Origin of the sequence: Sphingopyxis panaciterrulae, assembly GCF_014199295.1 — a bacterium.
Taxonomy (GTDB): Bacteria; Pseudomonadota; Alphaproteobacteria; order Sphingomonadales; family Sphingomonadaceae; genus Sphingopyxis; species Sphingopyxis panaciterrulae.
Map to the genome: position 1 here is coordinate 133,767 of NZ_JACIJH010000002.1, position 19,886 is coordinate 153,652.

21 protein-coding genes are annotated in these 19,886 nt (G+C 67.9%); 11 read left to right on the top strand and 10 right to left on the bottom strand.

The genetic code is table 11. The annotated features are described in order from the left end of the window. Positions 1-9: 9 nt before the first annotated feature. The 4 genes from FHR21_RS04665 to FHR21_RS04680 all read right to left on the bottom strand — a co-directional run bounded on the left by FHR21_RS04665 (position 10) and on the right by FHR21_RS04680 (position 5,887). A complete protein-coding gene (locus tag FHR21_RS04665) occupies positions 10-3,189 on the bottom strand; it encodes an efflux RND transporter permease subunit (protein WP_184095835.1) in 3,180 nt (1,059 codons plus the stop codon). A 92-nt stretch (positions 3,190-3,281) separates the two neighbouring features. Continuing rightward, entirely contained in the window at positions 3,282-4,562 is a 1,281-nt protein-coding gene (locus FHR21_RS04670) for an efflux RND transporter periplasmic adaptor subunit (RefSeq protein ID WP_184095837.1), read from the bottom strand. Positions 4,563-4,569: 7 nt separating this feature from the next. Then, positions 4,570-4,971 (bottom strand): hypothetical protein, encoded by a 402-nt coding sequence (locus tag FHR21_RS04675; protein WP_184095839.1) that lies wholly within the window; start codon positions 4,969-4,971, stop codon positions 4,570-4,572. Between the two features lie 304 nt (positions 4,972-5,275). After that, positions 5,276-5,887, bottom strand: a complete 612-nt coding sequence (locus tag FHR21_RS04680) for a TetR/AcrR family transcriptional regulator (protein WP_184095841.1) — start codon at positions 5,885-5,887, stop codon at positions 5,276-5,278. Between the two features lie 386 nt (positions 5,888-6,273). On the opposite strand from FHR21_RS04680, the gene FHR21_RS04685 reads away from it, so the two are divergent. The 4 genes from FHR21_RS04685 (at position 6,274) to FHR21_RS04700 (ending at position 7,604) form a co-directional block, all read left to right on the top strand. Next, positions 6,274-6,849: a hypothetical protein gene (locus tag FHR21_RS04685; protein ID WP_184095843.1), complete on the top strand. Its 576-nt coding sequence runs from the start codon at positions 6,274-6,276 to the stop codon at positions 6,847-6,849. Further along, complete coding sequence (locus FHR21_RS04690) at positions 6,846-6,986, top strand: hypothetical protein (protein ID WP_184095845.1); 141 nt, start codon at positions 6,846-6,848, stop codon at positions 6,984-6,986. The genes FHR21_RS04685 and FHR21_RS04690 overlap by 4 nt, the downstream gene beginning before the upstream one ends. A gap of 64 nt (positions 6,987-7,050) precedes the next feature. Continuing rightward, entirely contained in the window at positions 7,051-7,221 is a 171-nt protein-coding gene (locus FHR21_RS04695) for a hypothetical protein (RefSeq protein ID WP_184095847.1), read from the top strand. 80 nt (positions 7,222-7,301) lie between these two features. After that, positions 7,302-7,604 (top strand): hypothetical protein, encoded by a 303-nt coding sequence (locus FHR21_RS04700; protein ID WP_184095849.1) that lies wholly within the window; start codon positions 7,302-7,304, stop codon positions 7,602-7,604. Positions 7,605-7,667: 63 nt separating this feature from the next. On the opposite strand, the gene FHR21_RS04705 is transcribed toward FHR21_RS04700, so the two are convergent. Genes FHR21_RS04705 through FHR21_RS04715 form a run of 3 tightly spaced genes read right to left on the bottom strand, consistent with a single transcriptional unit; the run spans position 7,668 to position 11,472 of the window. Beyond that, positions 7,668-8,288: a TetR/AcrR family transcriptional regulator gene (locus tag FHR21_RS04705; protein WP_184095851.1), complete on the bottom strand. Its 621-nt coding sequence runs from the start codon at positions 8,286-8,288 to the stop codon at positions 7,668-7,670. Between the two features lie 47 nt (positions 8,289-8,335). Continuing rightward, on the bottom strand, positions 8,336-10,564 hold the full coding sequence (locus FHR21_RS04710) for a TonB-dependent receptor (protein WP_184095853.1): 2,229 nt from the start codon (positions 10,562-10,564) through the stop codon (positions 8,336-8,338). Positions 10,565-10,599: 35 nt separating this feature from the next. After that, entirely contained in the window at positions 10,600-11,472 is an 873-nt protein-coding gene (locus FHR21_RS04715) for an alpha/beta hydrolase (RefSeq protein ID WP_184095855.1), read from the bottom strand. A 222-nt stretch (positions 11,473-11,694) separates the two neighbouring features. Between FHR21_RS04715 and FHR21_RS04720 the strand changes: the two genes are divergently transcribed. Continuing rightward, a complete protein-coding gene (locus tag FHR21_RS04720; RefSeq protein WP_184095857.1) occupies positions 11,695-13,035 on the top strand; it encodes an MFS transporter in 1,341 nt (446 codons plus the stop codon). Next, positions 13,032-14,456, top strand: coding sequence for an amidase family protein (locus FHR21_RS04725; protein ID WP_184095859.1), 1,425 nt, complete (start codon positions 13,032-13,034; stop codon positions 14,454-14,456). The genes FHR21_RS04720 and FHR21_RS04725 overlap by 4 nt, the downstream gene beginning before the upstream one ends. 9 nt (positions 14,457-14,465) lie before the next feature. Here the strand turns inward: FHR21_RS04725 and FHR21_RS04730 are convergent, their stop codons facing one another. Beyond that, positions 14,466-14,723: a hypothetical protein gene (locus FHR21_RS04730; protein ID WP_184095861.1), complete on the bottom strand. Its 258-nt coding sequence runs from the start codon at positions 14,721-14,723 to the stop codon at positions 14,466-14,468. Positions 14,724-14,863: 140 nt separating this feature from the next. On the opposite strand from FHR21_RS04730, the gene FHR21_RS04735 reads away from it, so the two are divergent. The 4 genes from FHR21_RS04735 (at position 14,864) to FHR21_RS04750 (ending at position 17,042) form a co-directional block, all read left to right on the top strand. Then, a complete protein-coding gene (locus tag FHR21_RS04735; RefSeq protein WP_184095863.1) occupies positions 14,864-15,409 on the top strand; it encodes a pseudouridine synthase in 546 nt (181 codons plus the stop codon). 205 nt (positions 15,410-15,614) lie between these two features. Beyond that, positions 15,615-16,202 carry a hypothetical protein gene (locus FHR21_RS04740; protein WP_184095865.1) on the top strand — a complete coding sequence of 196 codons (588 nt, stop codon included), beginning with the start codon at positions 15,615-15,617 and terminating at the stop codon, positions 16,200-16,202. Continuing rightward, positions 16,138-16,722: an RNA polymerase sigma factor gene (locus tag FHR21_RS04745; protein WP_276569245.1), complete on the top strand. Its 585-nt coding sequence runs from the start codon at positions 16,138-16,140 to the stop codon at positions 16,720-16,722. Before FHR21_RS04740 ends, FHR21_RS04745 begins: the two co-directional genes overlap by 65 nt. Then, positions 16,719-17,042 (top strand): hypothetical protein, encoded by a 324-nt coding sequence (locus tag FHR21_RS04750; RefSeq protein ID WP_184095869.1) that lies wholly within the window; start codon positions 16,719-16,721, stop codon positions 17,040-17,042. Before FHR21_RS04745 ends, FHR21_RS04750 begins: the two co-directional genes overlap by 4 nt. On the opposite strand, the gene FHR21_RS04755 is transcribed toward FHR21_RS04750, so the two are convergent. Continuing rightward, on the bottom strand, positions 17,043-17,777 hold the full coding sequence (locus tag FHR21_RS04755; protein ID WP_246427062.1) for a hypothetical protein: 735 nt from the start codon (positions 17,775-17,777) through the stop codon (positions 17,043-17,045). It abuts the gene before it with no gap. A 13-nt stretch (positions 17,778-17,790) separates the two neighbouring features. Next, entirely contained in the window at positions 17,791-19,002 is a 1,212-nt protein-coding gene (locus tag FHR21_RS04760) for a toxic anion resistance protein (RefSeq protein WP_184095874.1), read from the bottom strand. 186 nt (positions 19,003-19,188) lie between these two features. On the opposite strand from FHR21_RS04760, the gene FHR21_RS04765 reads away from it, so the two are divergent. Then, entirely contained in the window at positions 19,189-19,884 is a 696-nt protein-coding gene (locus tag FHR21_RS04765) for a 5'-methylthioadenosine/S-adenosylhomocysteine nucleosidase family protein (protein WP_184095876.1), read from the top strand. Positions 19,885-19,886: the final 2 nt, after the last annotated feature.

A 19,886-nucleotide genomic window follows, 5' to 3' on the forward strand; every position in this document is an offset into this window, starting at 1 on the left:
GCTTTCTCCTTATTCGGCGGGCTGCGGCGCGGGGTCGGGCGACCCGCCGTCGCGGCCGCGCAGCGTCGCGATGCGGTCGCCGATCGTGCGGCAGACGACATAGAAGGTGGGGGTGTAGATCAGCCCGAACAGGGTGACGCCGATCATCCCGTAGAAGACGGCGGTGCCGAGCGCCTGGCGCAATTCATAGCCGGGGCCCGACGCCCAGACGAGCGGCGCCACGCCGAGGATGAAGGCGAAGCTGGTCATCAGGATCGGGCGCAGGCGTGCGCGGGCGGCCTCGACCGCCGCCTCGACCACGGTCGCGCCGCGCTCTTCGGCTTGCTTGGCGAACTCGACGATCAGGATCGCATTTTTCGCCGCGAGCGCGATCAGGACGATCAGGCCGATCTGGGTCAGGATATTATTGTCCAGACCCCGCAGGTTGACGCCGGCCATCGCGGCGAGCAGCGTCATCGGTACGATCAGGATGATCGCGAGCGGCAGCATCAGGCTTTCGAACTGCGCGGCCAGCACCAGAAAGACGAACACCACAGACAGCGCAAAGATCAGCGCGGCGATGTTGCCGGCCGCCTTTTGCTGAAAGGCGATGTCGGTCCATTCGGCCGAGAAGCCAGCAGGCAGGCTCTCCGCGACCTTTTCCATCACCTCGATCGCCTGGCCGGTCGAGGCGCCGGGCGCGGTTTCGCCGTCCACCTCGACGGCGGGGAAGAGGTTGTAGCGGGTGACGCGATAGGGACCGGTCTTGTCGGTGAAGGTCGCGACCGCGCCGATCGGCACCATCTCGCCGGTGTTCGAGCGGGTCTTGAGCCGCGCGATGTCCGACGGATCGTCGCGCGCCGCCGCTTCGGCCTGCGCGGTGACGCGGAAGGTGCGGCCCAGCAGGTTGAAGTCGTTGACATAGGCGGAGCCGAGATAGACCTGCAGCGCCTCGAACACCCGCGACGGCGGGACGCCGAGCATGTCGGACTTGGCACGGTCGATGTCGGCATACACGCGCGGCGTGGCGGTATTGTAGAGCGTGAACACGTTCGCGAGTTCGCGCTGCTGGTGCGCCTGACCGATCAACTGGCCGGCCGCCTGCTCGAGCGCCTGATAGCCGGCGTCGCCGCGGTCCTGCACGATCATGCGGTATCCGCCGCCGTTGCCGATGCCCTGGATGACGGGCGGCGGGATCACGAACGCCAAGGCGTCGTTCACGCCGGCGAGCGCCGCGCGCATATCGTCCTCGATATTGCGCTCGGTCCGGTCGGTGCCGGCGCGCTCGGCGAAAGGCTTGAAGGTGACATAGGCCGCGCCCGCGTTCGACGCCTGCGTGCCCGAGGCGCCGTCGAAGCCGGCGAACATCACCGCCGCCTCGGTGCCGGGGACGTCGAGCAGCTTCTTCACCACCTTTTTGAGCACCGCGTCGGTCTGCTGGATCGAACTGCCCGGAGGAAGCTGGATCGCGGCGAGGGCATAGCCTTGATCCTGCGCCGGAACGAAGCCGGCCGGCGTCGCCCAGAAGATCGCGCCGGTGGCGAGGATCAGTCCGCCATAGGTTGCAAAGGCCCGGCGCGGAGCGCCAATGGTACGGCGCGCGGTCTGCGCATACCAGTTGCTCAGCCGGTCGAAGGCGCGATTGAAGCGGTCGCCTGCCAGCCAGGCATGGCGGCGCCATCCCGCCGCCGGCGCCTGCTCCGTGCGCGGGCGCAGCAACAGCGCCGCGAGCGCGGGCGACAGGGTGAGCGAGAGGATCAGCGAGATCACGGTGGCGGTGGCGATCGTCACCGCGAATTGGCGATAGAATTCGCCGGTGATGCCGGTGAGGAAGGTCGTCGGCACGAACACCGCGCACAGCACGAGCACGATGGCGACCAGCGCCGCCGACACCTCGTCCATCGAGGTATGCGCCGCCTCGCGCGGGGCGAGGCCATGCTCCATATTGCGCTCGACATTCTCGACGACGACGATTGCGTCATCGACGACGATCCCGATCGCGAGCACCAGCCCGAACATCGACAGCGTATTGAGCGAATAGCCGAGGCCGGCGAGCACCGCGAAGGTGCCGATCAGCGACACGGGGATGGCGACGATCGGGATGATCGCTGCGCGCCAGCTTTGCAGGAAGACGATGATGACGATGACGACGAGCAGCATCGCCTCGAGCAGCGTCTTCTGCACCGCGTGCATCGATTCGCTGATGAACTCGGTCGGGTTCCAGATGATCCGGTATTCGAGCCCCTTGGGGAAAGTCTTCGCCGCATCGGCAAGCTGGGCCTTGACCCCTTCGGCGGCGGCGAGCGCGTTGCTGCCGGGGCGCTGGGTGACGCCCATGATGATCGAATCCTGGCCCGAGAGATAGGCGTTCACGCCATAATCCTCGGCCCCCAGCTCGACGCGCGCGACGTCGTGCAGACGCGTGATCGCGTCGGTCGGGTCGGTGCGTACGATGATGTTTGCGAACTCATCGGCGGTCTTGAAGCGGCCCTGGGTCTCGACGTTGAGCTGATGCGCGGCGCCGGTGTCGAACGGCGGCTGCCCGACGACTCCGGCGGCGACCTGTACATTCTGTGCCCGCAGCGCCGCGACGATGTCGCCGGCAGTCAGGCCCAACTCGGCGGCGCGGCCGGGGTCGATCCACACGCGCATCGCATAGTCGCGCGCGCCGAACACCTGCACGTCGCCGATGCCGTCGACGCGGGTCAGCCGGTCCTTGAGCTGGGTCAGCGCATAGTTGGAGACATAGCTGCGGTCGAGCGACCCGTCGGGCGACAGGATATTGACCGCCATCAGCCACGACGGCGACGTCTTGCGGACCACGACGCCCTGCCGCCGCACCTCTTCGGGCAGGCTCGGCTCGGCGAGCGCGACGCGGTTTTGGACCAGCACCTGCGCGGTGTCGAGATCTGTGCCGAGCTTGAAGGTGACGGTGATCGTCAGCCGCCCGTCGCCGGTCGATTGCGACGACTGATAAAGCATATTGTCGACGCCGTTGATCTGTTGCTCGATCGGCGCGGCGACGGTGTCGGCGACCGTTTCGGCCGATGCGCCGGGATAGCTGGCGCTGACCGTGACCGTTGGCGGAACGACGGCGGGGAATTGCGACACCGGCAGCCCGAAATAGGCGAAGGCGCCGATGATCGTGATGATGATCGCAATCACGCCCGCGAAGATCGGGCGGCGGATAAAGAAATGACTGAGACGCATGTCGAGTCTCCTCGGCCCACCGGGGCCGGCAAAATATCGGGATCTGAGCGGGAGGAGGCATCGTGCCGGTTGGAGCCGGCGCGATGGCGGTCCTATCCCGCGAGGGTGGCCTGCGACGCGGCGCGCGACTGTCTTTCGCCGACCTGGGTGGTGGCGGGGGCGGTTTTCGGCCGGATCGTCGTCGGCTTTGCCGTCACCTTCGTACCCGGCTGAGCAAATTGGATGCCCTGCACGACGACGCGGTCCTGCGCCGTCAGGCCCGACCGGATCACGCGCAGTCCGGCGACCAGCGGGCCGGTCTCGACCGGCCGCGCGGCGACCGTGCCGTCCTTGGCGACGACGAACAGCTGCTTGCGCGCCTGGTCGGTGCGGACCGCGGCGTCGGGAACCAGCAGCGCCGACACCTTCCCACCCTGCGCCAGTCGCATGTTGCCGAACATGCCGGGCGTAAGGAAATAGTCGGGATTGTCGATCACCGCGCGCACGCGCATCGTGCCCGAATGGGCATTGATCGCATTATCGGTGAAGTCGACGCGGCCTTTCCAGCGATAATTGCTTTCATCCTGCAACCGGACCTCGACCTGTTGCCCGGTCGTGCCGCCAGCCTCTCGGTCGCGCTGCGCCTTGAGGAACAGCGCCTCCGAACTGTCGAAGGCGAAATAGATCGGGTCGAGCGCGTTGATCGTGGTGAGCAGGGTGCTGCCCGCTCCCTCGCCCGCCGCGACCAGATTGCCGGCGTCGACGCGGCGGTCCGAAATGCGGCCGCCGATCGGCGCCCGCACGCGGGTGAATTCGACGTCGAGCGCGCGCGAGCGCACGCGGGCCTCCGCCGCCGCAAGCGCGGCGGTCGCCGCGCGCACTTCTGCGCCTAGCTGATCGACGTCGCTTTGCGAAATCGCGTCGTCGACGATCAGTCGCTCGGCGCGCGCGAGATTGGTCCGCGCGAGCGCCAGCTTGCTGCGCGCGCTCGCCGCGTCGGCCCGCGCTTCGGCGAGCGCGGCGTTGAACGGGCGCGGGTCGATGGTGAAGAGCAATTGCCCCTTGCGGACGACTTGGCCGTCGGTGAAGTGAATGCCGGTGAGTTCGCCTGAGACGCGCGGGCGCACATCGACCGACCGGCTCGCTTCGAAGCGGCCGACATAATCGTCCCACTCGGTGATCTCGCGCACCAGCGGCGCGGCGACGGTGACGACAGGCATCGGAGGCGCGGCGTTCGCCGGGCCTTCGCGATGGGTCAGGGCATAGCCCGCCGCGACGAGAATCGCGAGCGGCAGGCCGATCTGAAGGGTACGGCGCCAGCGGCGCGGCGACGGCGCAGGGGCAGGCGCGGTCTTTGCCGCCTCCTCGCGCCGGATCGGGGAGAGCATGTTCATGGGACGGTTACTTTCGGAACAGGCGGGCGACGTGCGCTTCCGCGACGCGCTTGCCGAGCAGTTCATAGTGGTCGGGCGAATAGCCCGCGTCGAAAAAGGCCGTGAGTTCGCCCTTGGGCACCGCATAGCTTTGATGCCAGGTCAGCACCGCCATGCGGCGCAACGCCTCGAGCTTCGGGTCCGCGAGTTGCCGGTTGATGGCATTGCCTACCAGCGCGGAAAGCAGCTTCATGATGCGGCCGGGTTCGCGCAGGCTCGACGGTCGGTCGTGACGCGCCAGCATCACGACCGACCATTCCAGCGTCGAAAAGCCAGTGGGATTCTGGGCTTTCGACGCTGTGGAGGTCAGGGAGAGGGGAGTGGGCTCGATGGCGCGCGGCGCGCGCTCGGCAAGGGCAAGGCTAGCCATGGGTCGGTCCTCCTTAGATCGGGGGGCCGGGCGCAAGGGGGCTTGCGCCCCGGGACATACTCGCGCCCGGCGAGGGGAGATTTCGGAATGGGGAAGCCGTCCGCCGCCCCAGGGGCGCCGACACGGATTCTCGCGATGTTATATGGCTGGCCTAGCGGGCTAGACCGGGTTGGACGGACAGTGGCTCATGGGCGCTTCCCTTCGCTCGTCGCGGCGAAGTGAGGACGCCTCGACCATCTGTACTAAGCGGTATATAAATCCGCTGTTCATCTTGTCAAGGAATTTTGTACCGACCGTTATAAAATTATTTGCCGGGCCATAGCGCGAGGCTGGTATCGACCAGCCGTTCGAGTTCGGCGCGCGAGGCGCCGGCGCTCGCTTGCACGGTGATTCCCTGCAGGATCGCTAGCATGTGGCTGGTCAGCCCTTCGGGGTCGATCTGCGCGGGAAGGTCGCCCTCCGCCTTCGCGCGTTCGAAGCGTTCGACGAGCGCGCGGTGCGACGAGGCGCGACGGCGCACGACATCGGCTTTGATCGAATCCGCCTCGGGGCTGCAGGCGAGTGTACCGAGCAGGCCCATGCAGCCCTTGGGGTCGGTCGCGCCGCAATGGGTGTCGAGCGCGCCGCGCAGATAATATTCGGCGACCTTGCGCGCGGTCGGCTGATCGAGGGCGGCGCGCGTATATTCCAGCTTCTCGGCCTCGTAGAGGTCAAGCGCCTTGTGGAATAGCGCCTCCTTGTTGCCGAAGGCGGCATAGAGGCTGGGTTTGGTGATGCCCATCGCCTCGGTCAGGTCGGTCATCGAGGCGCCGTCATAGCCCTTGGCCCAGAAGATGTGGAGGGCATCGACCAGCGCCTTGTCGACGCAGAATTCGCGCGGGCGTCCTTTCGTCGTCGGTGCGGTCTCAACTTCCATAACGGACGGTATATAATATATCGCGCGGAAAAATCCAGCGCCTCGACTACAAAGCGAAACCGGGCATCGTTGTTCGGGATTCCGCGCTTTACGCGTGAGAGCCGTCAATAACGACGGCAACGGGGATCCTGGTCGCAGCCTGTTGATTTTTCCGAAGAAAGAGCCATCTTGGCTGTCATGCATGTCTCTCTTTCTCTGAGGCGCCTGGCGCATCACGCCGGCCGGCTGCTCCAAGGCTAGCTGCCCCGGACTCGCACGCGGCGGGCCCGGGGCGTTTCTCGGCCATGCAGCAACACCGATATCGGAAGGGCCGGACGCGTATGGCGTATCGGCGATGATCGTGATCGATCCCACCCCACTGAACGGCGCTTCGCTGCTTACTCGCTTTGGAGATCGATGTGTACGAACCTGCGGAACAGCATGCGCTGCTCGCGCGCCTGCTTCGCGAAGCCGCGGGGCGGGCGGAAGAGATATTGGCATCCCCCGCCCAGGCCGCCCGCATGCGGGCGATCGCGGATGACGGATATAGCGCGGTCGAGCGCCTCGAGCATTCACCGCTCGCCGATGACCAGATGCTGGCCGTGGCCCTGCGCCTGTCCGGCCGACTGCCCATGGGAGAGCGGGTCGCGGTGGCGCTCGACCGGCATTTCCGCATCCCGGCCCCGGCGATTACGCAGGAGGCGCAGCGTCGCGCGATCTGGCACGATGTCGATGCGAACGGCCTGCCGATCGAGCGGGCCTCGCGGGCGGTGACCGACCTCGAACGGCGCCTTGTGGGCCGGGAAAGCGATCTCGATCGCGCGCTGCGTGTTCATGCCGCACTCTATTCCGACCTCTGGTGCGACCCGCGCATCGGCGCGAGCGTGTCGGCTCGCCGCGTTATGCTGGCGATGGTCAGCCTGCTCCACGAGCGCGAGGAGACACCGCGGTTCGTCGCTCGCAGCAGGGAACGAACCGCATGACGGGCCGCGCAATCGAAACCGACGAGGGCGGCCGGCGAGTGGGATGCTGGAGTCAGTTCCTCCTGCTCCTGGCGTTCGTCATTCCTTTCACGCTCACATGTGTCCTGATCGGGCTCCTGCTGCGGCAGGCGCCCTGACCCGGGAGAGTCCATCATGACGTTCCTATCGCGACTCTGTTCGTATCATGGGCTTGAAGAGATGATGAGCTTCATCCTCATCCTGGGCGTGGTCGGCGCCTACAGCCTCCTGTTCGCGCTCACCCGGACGTCGCGCATCGGCTGGGCGCTGACCGGCCTGCTGTCGCTCGCTGGCATGGCAGGCCTGATCTGGCTTTCGGCGCGCCCCTGTCTTCCCGAGGCGTTTGGCCTCTAGCCGGACGGGGCACCTCGCTGAGACGCGTCCGGTCCGTACCTCCCGGCGCTGACGGCGCTTTTCATATCCAGGAGATACTCATGTCCGCTTTCTTTGCCGCGCGTGCGCGCTGCCCTTCGTCGATGACCCATGAGGCCGAAGCCCTCTTGTCTCGCTATCCCAAGCTCGATGCGGAGGAACTCGAAAGGCTCGCGACGATCCTTCCTGCCCTGTCACTGGTCGATCAGGCAGCCCTCGCCGCCGATGAGCATTTGTCGGGGCGCCTGGCGGCCTATTATCGCGACAGGAGGGAATGCGCCGATGCGCCGTCCGGGGCGCTCTTTCTCTTCCTTGTCTGTCCGACGCTGCTGGCTGCCGGCGCGCTGTGGTGGTTCCTCGGCTGATTGGTTGTGGAACTCTGCCTTCGGGCAGTTGCCGCCGCGGCCCTCTGGCACAAGCGACGGCTTTCAGGAGCCGAAGACCATGGCCAGCATCTGCGCCTTCCAGGTCGCTATCGACCGATCGATCAGATTCATGTCCGGGTTGCGGATATATTCGACCGTCAGGCCGCGCGTCACCGCATTGTTTAGCAGTTGCAGGCTTTGATAGGCCTTGTCGTTGTCGATCCCGGCCGCGCGGAGGATGAAATGTCCCCATAGGCGGACGCGCCGGTCGAAACGGCGCGTGCTGGGCCCGACCTCGCGGTCGAGATCGGGATCGTTGCGGCGCGCGAGATGGATCTCGAGCACCGCGGCCATTTCGGGCCGGCTGACCATCGCGAAATTCGCGTCGATCAGATTCTCCATCGACGCCCGGGGTGTCGTCCCGCGCCGGATAGCGTCGGTATAGACGCGGGTGCGATAGGCGGCGAACTCGGCGGCGACCTCCGCCATCAGCTTCGCCTTGGTCGGGAACTGGTGCTGGATCGCGCCGAGGCTCATTTCCGCGGCGTCGCGGATCGCGTGCATCGTCGCGCCCGAATAGCCCTGGGCGCAGAGGACGTCGCGCGCCGCCGCGAGCACCTTGGCGCGGGTGGCGGCGCTGCGGTCGGCCTGGCTGCGTCGGGGTTTTGTGATGGTCTTCGTCATAGTCTGTCGTCTGCGATAGCGCGGGGCCGGGCGGGAAGCGAGATGGGTCAGAAACTCGCCGTGGCATTGACGCCGATCGTCCGCGGGCGCACCACGCCGGTGCCGAGCGCACCGCCCACGTTCCGCGGCAATCCCGCGACGCCGAGCAGCGCCTGCGTCGAGGTGATGCCCCCGGCATTCGTCAGATTGTTGACATAGGCGTTCAGCGCATAACGCCCGAAGTCGAGGCCGGCACGCAGGTCGATGACCTCATAGGCCTTCACGCGCGGAAAATGGCCATAGGCGGCGCGATAGGCGGGATCGAAATTTCCGGTCTGGCGCGACAGCGAGCGGATCGATCCGCCGATCGACGCGGCGACGCCGGGGCCGAGGTCCCAGCGATAGTCGGCGTTGGCGCTGACCGCATATTTCGGGGTGAAGGGCAGGCGGTCGCCCTTGACCGCACCGACTGCGAGCGGATCGGTATCGCCGCTGAGCTTCGCATCGTTGATCGCGACGCTGACCGAAGCGACGAGGCCCGCGGTCGGTCGCAGCGTCGCCGCGACTTCGGCGCCATCGACCTTCGCTCCGGCGCCGTTCACATTGACGCCGAAGCCGTTGACGACGGCGGCGAGTTGAATGTCGTTCCAGTCGATATGATAGAGAGCCGCTTCGATCGAGGCGCTTCGATCGGCGGTGTCGCTCTTGAACCCGATTTCATAGCTGGTGACGGTGTCGGGCTGAAAGGTCAGCGGGGTTCCCGGCGGCGAGCCGATCGGGATGACGTTGGGGCCGCCTGGCCGGTAGCCCTTGGCGACGCGGGCATAGAGCGACGCCTGCTCGCCGAACCTGACCTTGGGTGCGAGGGACCAGGTGAAGACATTGTCGGACGAGCGAAGCCCTTCGATGGTCGCGGCGCCCAACAGGACGCCATCGGTGACCTGTTCGGCGCGCTGGCTGTTGTGGCTGTATCGCCCGCCGACGTCGATGTCGAACCAGGGCGCGAGGTGGAGCGTCGCATTGGCGAAGCCGGCGACCTCCTCATAGCGCGAGTCGAGGTTGAACACCGCATATTCGAAGGGCAGGTCGATCGGGGTCAGCATGCCGGGCGTGCCGGGCGCTGCGCTTTTCAGATTCTGGAAGATCCGCGCCTTTTCGTGCGTGTAATAGCCGCCGATCATCCATTCGAGGAAGCCGCCGCCGTTCGACGCGAGGCGCAGTTCCTGCGTCCATTTGTGGCTCTGCGTCAACTGGTCGAAATAGACATAGGACCCACCGAGCGCCGCGCCGAGGTTGGCGGTATAGTCGGCGCGGAACGACTGGAGCTGCTCGCCATAGCTGGTCGCCGAAGTCAGCGTCGCGGGGCCGAGATCATAGTCGATAGTGGCGTTGTAGAGCCGGTATTTCACGTTGCTGAAGGTCGGCAGATATTCCGATTGGGTCAGACCGCCATGGAACGGTTCCAGCGTCGCGGGGTCGGCCTCGACGATGCTCGGCGCGTCGACGTAGAGATTCTGGGCGAGGGCGCTCAGCCTGACGCGAAGGTTCGCGTCTGGCGTCCAGAGCAGCGAAGCGCGGCCGCCGTAATTTTCGAAATCGTTGATGTTGCTGCGGACGTTCGAACCGGCGGTGCCCACCGAATCGATATAGCCGCCCTGCCTGCGGTAGGAGCCCGAGGCGCGGAAGGCGAGCGTGTCGCCGAGCGGCATGTTGACCATAGCCGCGCCGCGCCACGAAGGGTCGCCGCCGTCGGTGAATTCGGCGCCGCCGAGCAGCTTCACCTCGAAGCCCGCCGTGGACGGCTCGTTGGTGACGAATTTCAGAAGGCCGCCCAGCGAGCTGGCCCCATAGAGCGTGCCCTGCGGGCCGCGCAGCACTTCGATCCGCGCCACGTCGAACGAATCGAAATCGCCAGCGAGCTCGGCGGCATTGGCGAGCGCCGTGCTCGACCCGAAGGGCGTCTCGTCGACATAGACGGCGACGGTCGAGGCGACCCCCCCGGTGTTGACGCCACGCAGCACCAGCCGGCCCTGGCCGGGCGTGCCCTGAACGAGCTGGAGGCTCGGCACATTCTTCAGATAGTCGCTGAAATTGGTCGCGCCCTGCTGCTCGAGCGTCGCGGCCGACACGACCGACACCGATTGCGGCACGTCGATCAGGGTCTGCGCGCGTTTCTGCGCGGTGACGACGATCTCGCCGCCTGCGGACTGCTCGGCGTCCTGCGCCCGGAGGGCGGCCGGTGCGGCCAGCGCGAGCGCGAGGGCGGTCCCTGTCAGGGCTTTGGTCGGATATCGCATGGTCGGTCCCCTCTCCAGAATGTCGTTATCGGGTCTCAGCGCTCGTGCCCCAGCGCGAAGCGCATGCCGTGCAGCATGCCGGTCGGCGCGGCCGAAACATGGTCGTCCTCGGCAAAGGCGACGTGGCGCAGCGCTTCGACCCCCGCGTCGCGCAGCGCGTCGGCGAATTCCCGCGCGGCGTCGACCATGCGCGAGGCGCGGATCTGTGCTTGCGCTTCCGCCAGCGTCACGCCGATGCCCTCGGGCACGCTGGTGGGCAGTTCCTGCTCCCTTGCGCCGACGTCGACGAACACCCGCGGCTGGCGTGACAGCGCGGCGAGCCTGTCCCGGAAGGCGGGCAGTTCTTCGAGGATCGCGAAGCCGTTCCACCACAGCGACGGGCTGCCGACGATGAAGGCCGAGAAGCTGTCGGGCCGCGTCAGCAGCGCGTGGGCGGCGAACAGGCCGCCGAGCGAATGACCGAACAGGATGCGGTCACCGCCCGCGGTCTGCGGATAGCGCGCCGCGATCTCGGGCTGCAGCGTTTCGGCGAGGAAGGCCAGGAAGGCGTCGGCGCCGCCGCTCTGCTCGCCGCCGATCGCCGCGGCGAGGCCGCCGAGGCTCGCGAGCGCTTCCGCCCCGATCGGCGGCGTCAGGTCCGCGGTGCGCCGCTTCAGGAAATCGGCATAGGCGGCGTCATAGCCGATACCGACGACATAATGGGCGGGAAAGCCCGCTACGCTCGACACCGCGCGCGCGATCTCCGCCGCGAGGCCGAACAGCATGTCGCCGTCGACGACATAGAGGACGGGCACGCCGGCGGCGGGCGCCTCGACCGCCGGGGCCGCGACGCTGATCCGGACCTGCCCCTCGCCCGAGGGATGGGCGAGGGTGAATTGCTCGAGCGACGCGCGAACCGAAAATTGCATCGACCTGCTCCCATGGTGCGGAACGGGGCACGCTCGTCCGGCGCCGACTCCCGATCATCCTTTGTCGCAGCCGATGATCTGCTCACTTTACAATAAAGTCAACTTGTTTATTATTGATCAATGAGACGACGCCGGCACGTCCGTGCGATCGAGGTCGGGAGAGAGGGAATGCAGAGCGAGGCCGGCGCCGTTGGAGGAAAACCGCCCTCCCGTCCCGCCGCCATGGCGGATACGGCAGACGAATCGCGCGGGGCGGCCATCTGGGCCTGGTACGGCCTCGGCGTTCTGTTGATGACGACGCTCTTCGCTTTCGTCGTCCGCCAGATGCTCAGCCTCGTGGCGCCGGCGCTCCAGACCTCGCTCGGCTTCACCGACCTGCAGCTCGGCATGTTGCAGGGACTCGGCATGGCGGTGTTCGCGAGCGTCGCGAGCTATCCGATGGGCTGGCTCGCCGACCGGTATGGACGCCGCCTGATCCTTGCCCTTGGCGTCGCCTGCTGGTCGCTGGCGACCGGGCTCTTCGCCTTTCAGCAGAGTTTCGGCGGCCTGTTCGCGGCGACGATCGGCATCGCGATCGGCGAGGCGGGGCTGGCGCCGATCGTCTTCGCGCTGATCCCCGACCTGTTTTCCGAACGGCAGCGGAACAGCGCGAATTTCATCTTCTATGGCGGGTCGCTGCTCGGCGCGGGGCTCGGCATGGCGCTCGGTGGCGCGATGCTGCAAGGACTGGCGGAGGCGCATCACGCCTTTCCGTCGTGGCTCGCCGGCTTCGATCCGTGGCAGCTCGCGATGCTGGCGATCGCCGTTCCGGGCCCGCTCTTCTTCCTGCTCGTCCTGACCATGCCGCTGACGAAAAGCGGCGGCGGCGCGGTGCGGACGGCGGCGGTCGACGAGCACGCGCCGCGCGATTTCCTGCCCTATGCCCGCGCGAATCGGGCCACCCTGCTATGCGTCTTCGGTTCGATCTTCGCTATGGCGGTGGCAATGAATTCGGGAATGATGTGGTTTCCGCTCGCCTTGCCGCGGGCCTTCGGAATCGATCCGACGACGGTGGGCGTCGGGCTGGGCACCGCGATCACCGTCGCGACGCTGATCGGGGTCGTGATGGCGCCCGCGCTGCTGAAGCTCCGCGGCCGCGGCGACGCGCTCGAACCGGTGCGGGCGGCGCGGATCTTCGTCGCGCTGACGCCGCTGCCGGCGGCGCTGCTGCCGCTCACGACATCGCCGTTCCAGGCCTATTGCATCGCGGCGTTCCAGGGCGCACTCGGCGTCGCTGCCTCTTCGCTGATGCCCGGCGTGCTGCAAAGCCTGGCGCCGCCCGCGTTGCGCTCGCGCGTTCTGGCGCTGCTCGGCATCGTCAACGCGCTGGCGCTGGCGGCGTCGCCACTGGCGATCGGCGCGATCTCGGGCCTGATCGCGGGGCCGCGCGGCATGTTGCTGGCGATCACCATCGTCAGCCTGCCCTCGCTGATCGCGTCGGCGGTGCTGATCGGACTCGCGCCGAAACCCTATGCCGCTACCCTTCGGGCCATCCGCCCGCATTATTCCGAGGAGACACCATGACGATGACGGTATCGGCCGGCGCGACCGCGATGGACATGACCGCGATGCGCGAGGTGCTCGCGGCGGGGCGGGTGACGCCCGCGGCGCTGATCGACCAGGCGATTGCGCGCGCCGAGGCGGTGAATCCCGAGCTGAACTTCATCGCGTGGCCGACGTTCGAGCGCGCCCGTGCGCAGGCGACGGCGCCGCGTTCAGGCCCGCTCGCCGGAATCCCGACGCTGATCAAGGACATGCTGCCCGAAAAGGGCATTCCGGCCAGCTTCGGGTCGGCGGCGCTCAAGGGTTTCATCCCGCCCGACGACGCGCCCTATGCCCGTGCCATCGCCAACGCCGGGCCGATCTCGATCGCGCGGTCGTCAATGCCCGAACTGGGCCTGAACGCCGTCACCGAATCGCCGCTGCTCGGCCCGACCCGCAATCCGTGGAACCTCGCCTATACGCCTGGTGGCTCGTCGGGTGGCGGGTCGGCCGCGGTTGCAGCGGGCGTCGTCCCGGTCGCGCACGCCAGCGACGGCCTGGGCTCGATCCGCCACGGTGCCGCGCCCTGCGGCCTGGTCGGCCTGAAGCCGTCGCGTCGTCGCAATGCGGGTGAAGAGGCTTTCCGGACGATCGCCGACCTGACCGTGAACGGCTGCGTCAGCCGGACGGTCCGCGACACTGCCGCCTGGCTGGCGGCGACGCAGACGCGCGATCCCGACTGCCTGCCGCCGATCCCGCTGGTGACCGATCCGGTCGACCGCCGCCTGCGCATCCATGCCTATAGCCGGATCATGCGGACGGGCGACGGGCCCGACGCGAGCGTCCAGCGCGTCTTCGCGGACAGCGTCGCGCTGCTCGACCGGCTGGGGCACGACGTGTCCGACGCGGCGCTGCCGTTCGACGGTCCCGCGGCGGTCGCCCGGCTCAGCGACATCACCGAAGGCGTCTTCACCCGCCGCCTGGGCCTGCTGTCGCAGCAGATCGGCATCAGCGTCCGGGCGGAGGATCTCGAGCACCGCTCGGTGACCCTGATCGCGGCGGGAGAGGCGATCAGCGACGACCGCTTCGCCGCGGCCTGGTCGACGATGGAGGCGGTGGTGGCCGCCTATCTTGACCGGCTGGACCGGATCGACATCTGGATGACGCCGACGCTCGGCGCAGAAATCCCGCGCATCGGCGTCTTCGGCCCTGACGTCGCCTGGTCCGACCAGCGCGACCCGCTCATAGACTATGCCGGCTATTGCTGGATCGACAATTTCGCTGGGACCCCGTCGATCAGCCTGCCGATGGGCTTCAGCGACAACGGCCTTCCGGTAGGCATTCAGTTCGCGACCCGCCCTGGCGGCGAGGCGCTGCTGCTCGCGCTCGCCTATCAGCTCGAAGCCGCGGTCGAATGGCACCGGCGCACCCCGCCCGTCTGGGTCGGGGGCGATATCGGGTGACGGCCCAGCCTAGCGCGCATCCTTGATCGGGACGACGTCGCCGCTCTCGGGCGCGGCTTCGGCGGCGGCGACCATCTTGTCGTGTTCGGCGAAGACGCGCTCGATCTCCTCGCGCTTGTCGAGCAGCAGCTTTGCCACGCCGGCGGTCATGCCGCCTTCCTCGCCCACGCGACCGAGGACGGTGGCGAGATCGGCCAACGTCGCCTTTTCCGGGGTGGAATGCAGCCCTCCCTTGTCGTCGCGATAGGCAGTGCATTCGATGGCCATGCGATCCTCCCGAATCCGTGATCTGACGATACTACGCACGAGAACCCCGAACGCTCCCGCCCGGCAAATCGGCGCTAGGCGATGGGGACGGCGCGGCGCTATGGCGGCGGGATCGGATCGGTGGGAAAAGCAGAGCGTCGGTGAGCCGCGTCATTCTCTTCAACAAGCCCTATGGCGTGCTGTCGCAGTTCACCGACCGCGGCACCGATGCGGCGCGCGCGACGCTGTCGGACTATGTGCCGGTGCCCCATGTCTATCCGGCGGGCCGGCTAGACCGCGACAGCGAGGGGCTGCTGATCCTGACCGACGACGGGCGGCTGCAAGCGCGCATCGCCGCGCCGCGCCACAAGATGCCCAAGACCTATCTGGTGCAGGTGGAGGGCGAGCCCGACGCCGCGAGCCTCGATGCCCTGCGCGCGGGCGTGCTGCTCCGCGACGGCCCGACGCGCCCGGCCGAGGTCCGACGGATCGACCCGCCGCCGCTCTGGCCGCGCGACCCGCCGGTGCGTTTCCGCAAGAGCGTTCCGGTTTACTGGCTGCGCCTGACGATCCGTGAGGGGCGCAATCGGCAGGTGCGGCGGATGACCGCGGCAGTCGGGTATCCGACGCTACGCCTGGTGCGCTGGCGGATCGGCGTCTGGACGCTGGAGGGGCTGGCGCCGGGCGCGTGGCGCGAATTGCCCTGAAGGGGGCGATTCGAAAAATTTTTCGCGCCGTGCATCCAACCGCGCCGCTCGCGCCGTCCAGATCATGACCGGCGGCTGTGCCGGTCCTGGCGGCGGCTTCCGCATGGCCATCGCCCTGCTCCCCGATGCAGGCGTGCCATACCCTTGCCGGAAGCCGCCGCCTGTGATTTCACCCATGCCGCGCGCGGTGTGAAGGAGAATGCGCATGATGAGCCTGTTTGCCGCAACGGCCGCCGCCACGGCCGTGCCCGCCCCCGAAGCCGCCGCAGCGGCGCCACCGGTCAGCGCCGCCGACGTGGCCGCCTACATCGACCCGCGCGACATCGCCGCCTATGTCCCCGCGCCGCCGCCGACCACTGAGCTGGTTGCGGTCAGCGACGGCTTTTTCCGACTGCTCGAGAATATCACGATGGTGGCGCTGTTCGTCGTCGGATTCTTCCTGTTCGCGCGGCTGCTCCACGCCTGGATGCTGCATCGCTCGATCCGCCGCGCGATCGAGGCGAAGTCGGACATGGTCGGCGCGATGATCGACAAGCTCAACAAGCCCTATGAACATCTCGGCTGGCCCGGCGGCGACCGGATGGGGGCCGACGGGCCGGGCGACGACCGGGGCGGCCTGGTGCTGCTCGCCATCGGCCTCGCGATGGCGGGGTTCGGTGTGATCCAGGGGCATGAGCAGATGATCCGCCTGTCCGCCGGCGCCGCGCTCTTTCCCGCCTTCGTCGGCCTTGCGCTGCTGCTGCGCCGACGCTGGGCGCGCGCCGAGGCAGCGGGGGAGCGCCCCGCTGCGTGACGAGGAGGACAGCGCCCTCAACGCGCGGGTCGCGGCGGGCGACCGCGGCGCCTTCCAGCTCCTCGTGCTGCGGCACGAGGGGCGGCTGCGCGCCTTTCTGGCGCGGGTCGCGGGCAGCGATGCCGACGATCTGGCGCAGGAGGCCTTCGTCCGCGCCTGGCAGCGCGCCGGCGACTACCGGGGACAGGGCAGCTATGCCGCCTGGGTCATGGGGATCGGCTGGCGGATCTTCCTCGACCAGCGGCGCACCACGCGGCGGCGCGAAGGGCTGGCGGAGCGGGACGAGGCGCCTGCGTCCGACGCGCCGCATAGTCGCAGCGACGCCGCGATCGACGCGAATCGGCTGCTCGCCGGCCTGTCTCCGCAGGAGCGTGCCGCGCTCACCCTGTGCTTCGGTCACGGCTGGTCGCACGGCGAGGCGGCCGAGATCATGGGTCTCCCGCTCGGCACGCTCAAGTCGCTGGTCTTGCGCGGGCGGGCGAAAGCGCGGACACTGATCACCGAAGGAGCGGAGCCATGACCGAAGCCGATCACTCGGACATCGACGCCGCGCTGGCGGCGCTGCTGGCGCCGCCGACTCGGGCGGGCGACCGGGGCTTTCTGGCCGCGGTCGAGCGAACGATTGACGCCGAGGCCGCCTATGCGCGCGCGCGCCGGCGCTTCTGGCGGAGCTTCGCGTTCGAGGCGCTGGCGATCGCCGCGCTGCTGGCGGCGCTGTGGCTTCTGTCGGCGACGCCGCTGCTCGCGCCGCTCGCCGGTCCGGCGCGGTGGGGCCTCGCGCCGCCGATGCTGCTCGTCCTGCTGCTCTGGTTCGGAACGCAGCGCTGGCGTCAGGCCTGATCAGGCGAGCGGGGGTTTGCCGCCCCCGTCGTCGCTTTCCAAGCCCTCATATTTGAGCTGGAGATAGCGTTCGCGCACAGCGAGCTTGTCGATCTCGCCCGACGCGAGATTGCGGGCGGCATCGCCGATCTCCCGCTCAAGCATCCTGAGGCCGCCGACCAGCGTCTCGTCGGGGGTGCGGCCGGCGTGCGCCTCGCCGCGCAGTCCGGCGGGGATGCGCTGATAGCCGGCGACGAGTTCGGGCAGGTCCTCGCCGACCAGCTTGCGGATGTTCGCCGCAGCAGGCGTCGCGGAGTCGAGCGTCTGCAATTGCGGTGCGAGCAGGTCGAGCTGGACGCCGATGCCGTCGACGAGCTGGCGCGCGGGGGCGGGAAGTGCCGGGCGCTGCGCCTCGAGCCAGATTTCGGTGCGGCCCGCGAGCTGCTTGAGGTCGGCTTTGGGCAAATCCTGCTGGTGCGGCTCGGGGAAGGGCGGCCATTTGCCGAACAGGATGGCGACGCCGATCAGCAGCAGCGTGACCGCCATCACCCCCGCGAAACCGAGCGGCTGGATCAGCATGCCGAACAGCGCCGCGGCGATCAGCACCGCGCCGCCAGCCATGAACATGCGGCCGATCTTGCGAAACAGGTGCTGGCGGCGCAGCGCTAGGCTCTTTGTCCCGATCGGCCGGCGACGCTCGCGCGACCGTTCGATCGCGGCGTTGCCCGCCAGGACGGTGCGATCGACCTCGCTCATCGTCATCGCGCCCTCACGCCTCCAGCGCGGCGAGCGGGCTGTCGGCGCCGCCGACGCTCGCCTGCGCCTGGCTCGCGCCCTCGGCGCGCGCGATATAGCCCTTCGACTTGGCGACCTCGCCCTCCAGCGCGGTGACGGTGGTCTTCATCGTATCGAGCGCCTTCAGCTTGAAGGTGTCGATCGCGTCCATCGTGTCGTAGATGTTCTGGAACGCGCGGGAGAGCGTTTCCATCGGGATCGTGCTCGACGCCGCCTGCTCGTGGATGCGCGCGGTATTGTCCTTCAGCATCTTCGACGTGCCGTCGATGATGTTCGCGGTCGTGGTGTTGAGCGCGGTGATCTGTTCGAGGACCAGTTTCTGGTTGGTCATCGCCTGCGCGACGGTGATCGCGGTCTTGAGCGCTCCGACGGTGGTCGTGGACGCGCGGTCGACGCCCTTCACCAGCTCGACATTGTTCTTCTTGACCAGGTCGAGCGCGAGATAGCCCTGCACCGTCACCGCCATCTGCGTCAGCAGGTCCTGCGTGCGCTGGCGGGCATAGAAAAGCGCATTCTCGCGGATGATCTTCGCCTTGGCGGGGTCGGTGCCGTCGAGTTCGGTCGCCTTCGCCTCGAGCCGTTGGTCGAGCGTATTCGCGATGTGGACCATCTGCTCGAGCTTGCCCATCGATTCCCACATCCGGCGGCGCTCGACGTCGATCGCGGCATTGTCCATCAAGAGCTCGTCCTTGCCATTGGCGAGCGCGGTCAGAATGCCCGAGATATGCGTCTGGGCGCTACGGTATTGCGCGAAATAATTGGTGATCTTGCTGCCGAAAATCTTGTCGAGGAAACCGCGCTTCGACAGCAATTTGCCGTTCGCCGACGGATCGAGCCGTTCGACGGTGCCGCGCAGCTCGATCAGATTCTGGCCGATGTCGGTGTCGCGATCCATCGCCTTGATCGGACGGTCGAGAAAGCGGTTCGAATGGCTCGCCGCCTCCAGCATCTCCTTGCGGCCCATGTTGGTGATCTGGTCGATGCGCTTGCCGAATTCGGGCGAATTCTCGTCCTGCGCGACGAGATCGTCGATGAAGCTGTCGACGCGCTCCTCCAGCTTCGATTTCTGCTCGGTGGACAGCGGCACCAGCCCGGCGGCCTTTTCGGGCGCGACGGGGGGCAGCGGTTCGGGAGGGGTCAGCTTCAGCTCGTCGGTCGCGGTCGCCGTCGCACTTTCTTCGCTCATTCCGGTTCCTTCCAACCCCGTGCCGCCCGCCTATATGGCATGCGGGCCTGTGTTGTTCAAGCACCACACCCGCTGCGGGCCCGATAGGTCGCGATCCATGATAGACGAGGATAGCCGGCAGCACCATGGCGGCGATGCATCCGCTAATCCGCTGGTGATCGGCGCTCGTGCCGCTAGAGAGGCGCGATGGCGCATATCCTCATCCTTGCCGCGTTGCCCGAAGAGGCCGACGCGCTGTTTCCCGATGCCGGCACGCGCGAAGACGGAATTTTCGCCGTTCGCCGCCTTGCCGCGCACGGTCATGCGCTCACCGTCGCGACCTGCGGGCTGGGCAAGGTTCATGCGGCGCTCGCGGCCGGGATGCTCGGGACCGATGCCGACCTGTTGCTGATGAGCGGGACGTGCGGCGCGCTCGATGCGGAGGCCGGACGCGCCTATTGGCTCGCAGAGGCGGTGCAGCATGATTACGGAACGGTCCGGCCCGACCGATTCGACCGCTATCGCGCCGGCGATTGGCCGGTCGGCGAGGTGGGCGAAGCGCATTTCTGCGCCATGGCCGATCCCGGAACCGGCCTGCCGCACGCGCGGATCGCGAGCGGCGACAGCTTCATCGCCTGCCCCGATGTGGCGGCGGGGCTGGTGCGCGGTCTGGGCGCGACGCTCGTCGACATGGAGGTCGCGGCGGTGGCGCAGGCCGCGATGCGGCTCGGCAAGCCATGGGCGGCGATCAAGGCCGTCACGGACACGGCGGACGAAGGCAGCAGCCGCGATTTCCACGCGAATCTCGTCCGCGCGGCCCGGTCGGCGGCGCAGGCGGTGGAACGGCTGGTCGCGATGCCGGGCTTTGGCAATTTTGTTGCGCCGCAGCAGCAAATTCGCTAGGC

Bases quoted from the DNA above. Each gene is read 5' to 3' on its own strand.
- FHR21_RS04670 (WP_184095837.1), bottom strand. From the start codon at position 4,562: ATGAACATGCTCTCCCCGATCCGGCGCGAGGAGGCGGCAAAGACCGCG.
- FHR21_RS04725 (WP_184095859.1), top strand. From the start codon at position 13,032: ATGACGATGACGGTATCGGCCGGCGCGACCGCGATGGACATGACCGCG.
- FHR21_RS04700 (WP_184095849.1), top strand. From the start codon at position 7,302: ATGTCCGCTTTCTTTGCCGCGCGTGCGCGCTGCCCTTCGTCGATGACC.
- FHR21_RS04675 (WP_184095839.1), bottom strand. From the start codon at position 4,971: ATGGCTAGCCTTGCCCTTGCCGAGCGCGCGCCGCGCGCCATCGAGCCC.
- FHR21_RS04720 (WP_184095857.1), top strand. From the start codon at position 11,695: ATGGCGGATACGGCAGACGAATCGCGCGGGGCGGCCATCTGGGCCTGG.
- FHR21_RS04760 (WP_184095874.1), bottom strand. From the start codon at position 19,002: ATGAGCGAAGAAAGTGCGACGGCGACCGCGACCGACGAGCTGAAGCTG.
- FHR21_RS04695 (WP_184095847.1), top strand. From the start codon at position 7,051: ATGAGCTTCATCCTCATCCTGGGCGTGGTCGGCGCCTACAGCCTCCTG.
- FHR21_RS04765 (WP_184095876.1), top strand. From the start codon at position 19,189: ATGGCGCATATCCTCATCCTTGCCGCGTTGCCCGAAGAGGCCGACGCG.
- FHR21_RS04690 (WP_184095845.1), top strand. From the start codon at position 6,846: ATGACGGGCCGCGCAATCGAAACCGACGAGGGCGGCCGGCGAGTGGGA.
- FHR21_RS04710 (WP_184095853.1), bottom strand. From the start codon at position 10,564: ATGCGATATCCGACCAAAGCCCTGACAGGGACCGCCCTCGCGCTCGCG.
- FHR21_RS04680 (WP_184095841.1), bottom strand. From the start codon at position 5,887: ATGGAAGTTGAGACCGCACCGACGACGAAAGGACGCCCGCGCGAATTC.
- FHR21_RS04715 (WP_184095855.1), bottom strand. From the start codon at position 11,472: ATGCAATTTTCGGTTCGCGCGTCGCTCGAGCAATTCACCCTCGCCCAT.
- FHR21_RS04730 (WP_184095861.1), bottom strand. From the start codon at position 14,723: ATGGCCATCGAATGCACTGCCTATCGCGACGACAAGGGAGGGCTGCAT.
- FHR21_RS04705 (WP_184095851.1), bottom strand. From the start codon at position 8,288: ATGACGAAGACCATCACAAAACCCCGACGCAGCCAGGCCGACCGCAGC.
- FHR21_RS04740 (WP_184095865.1), top strand. From the start codon at position 15,615: ATGATGAGCCTGTTTGCCGCAACGGCCGCCGCCACGGCCGTGCCCGCC.
- FHR21_RS04750 (WP_184095869.1), top strand. From the start codon at position 16,719: ATGACCGAAGCCGATCACTCGGACATCGACGCCGCGCTGGCGGCGCTG.
- FHR21_RS04755 (WP_246427062.1), bottom strand. From the start codon at position 17,777: ATGAGCGAGGTCGATCGCACCGTCCTGGCGGGCAACGCCGCGATCGAA.
- FHR21_RS04665 (WP_184095835.1), bottom strand. From the start codon at position 3,189: ATGCGTCTCAGTCATTTCTTTATCCGCCGCCCGATCTTCGCGGGCGTG.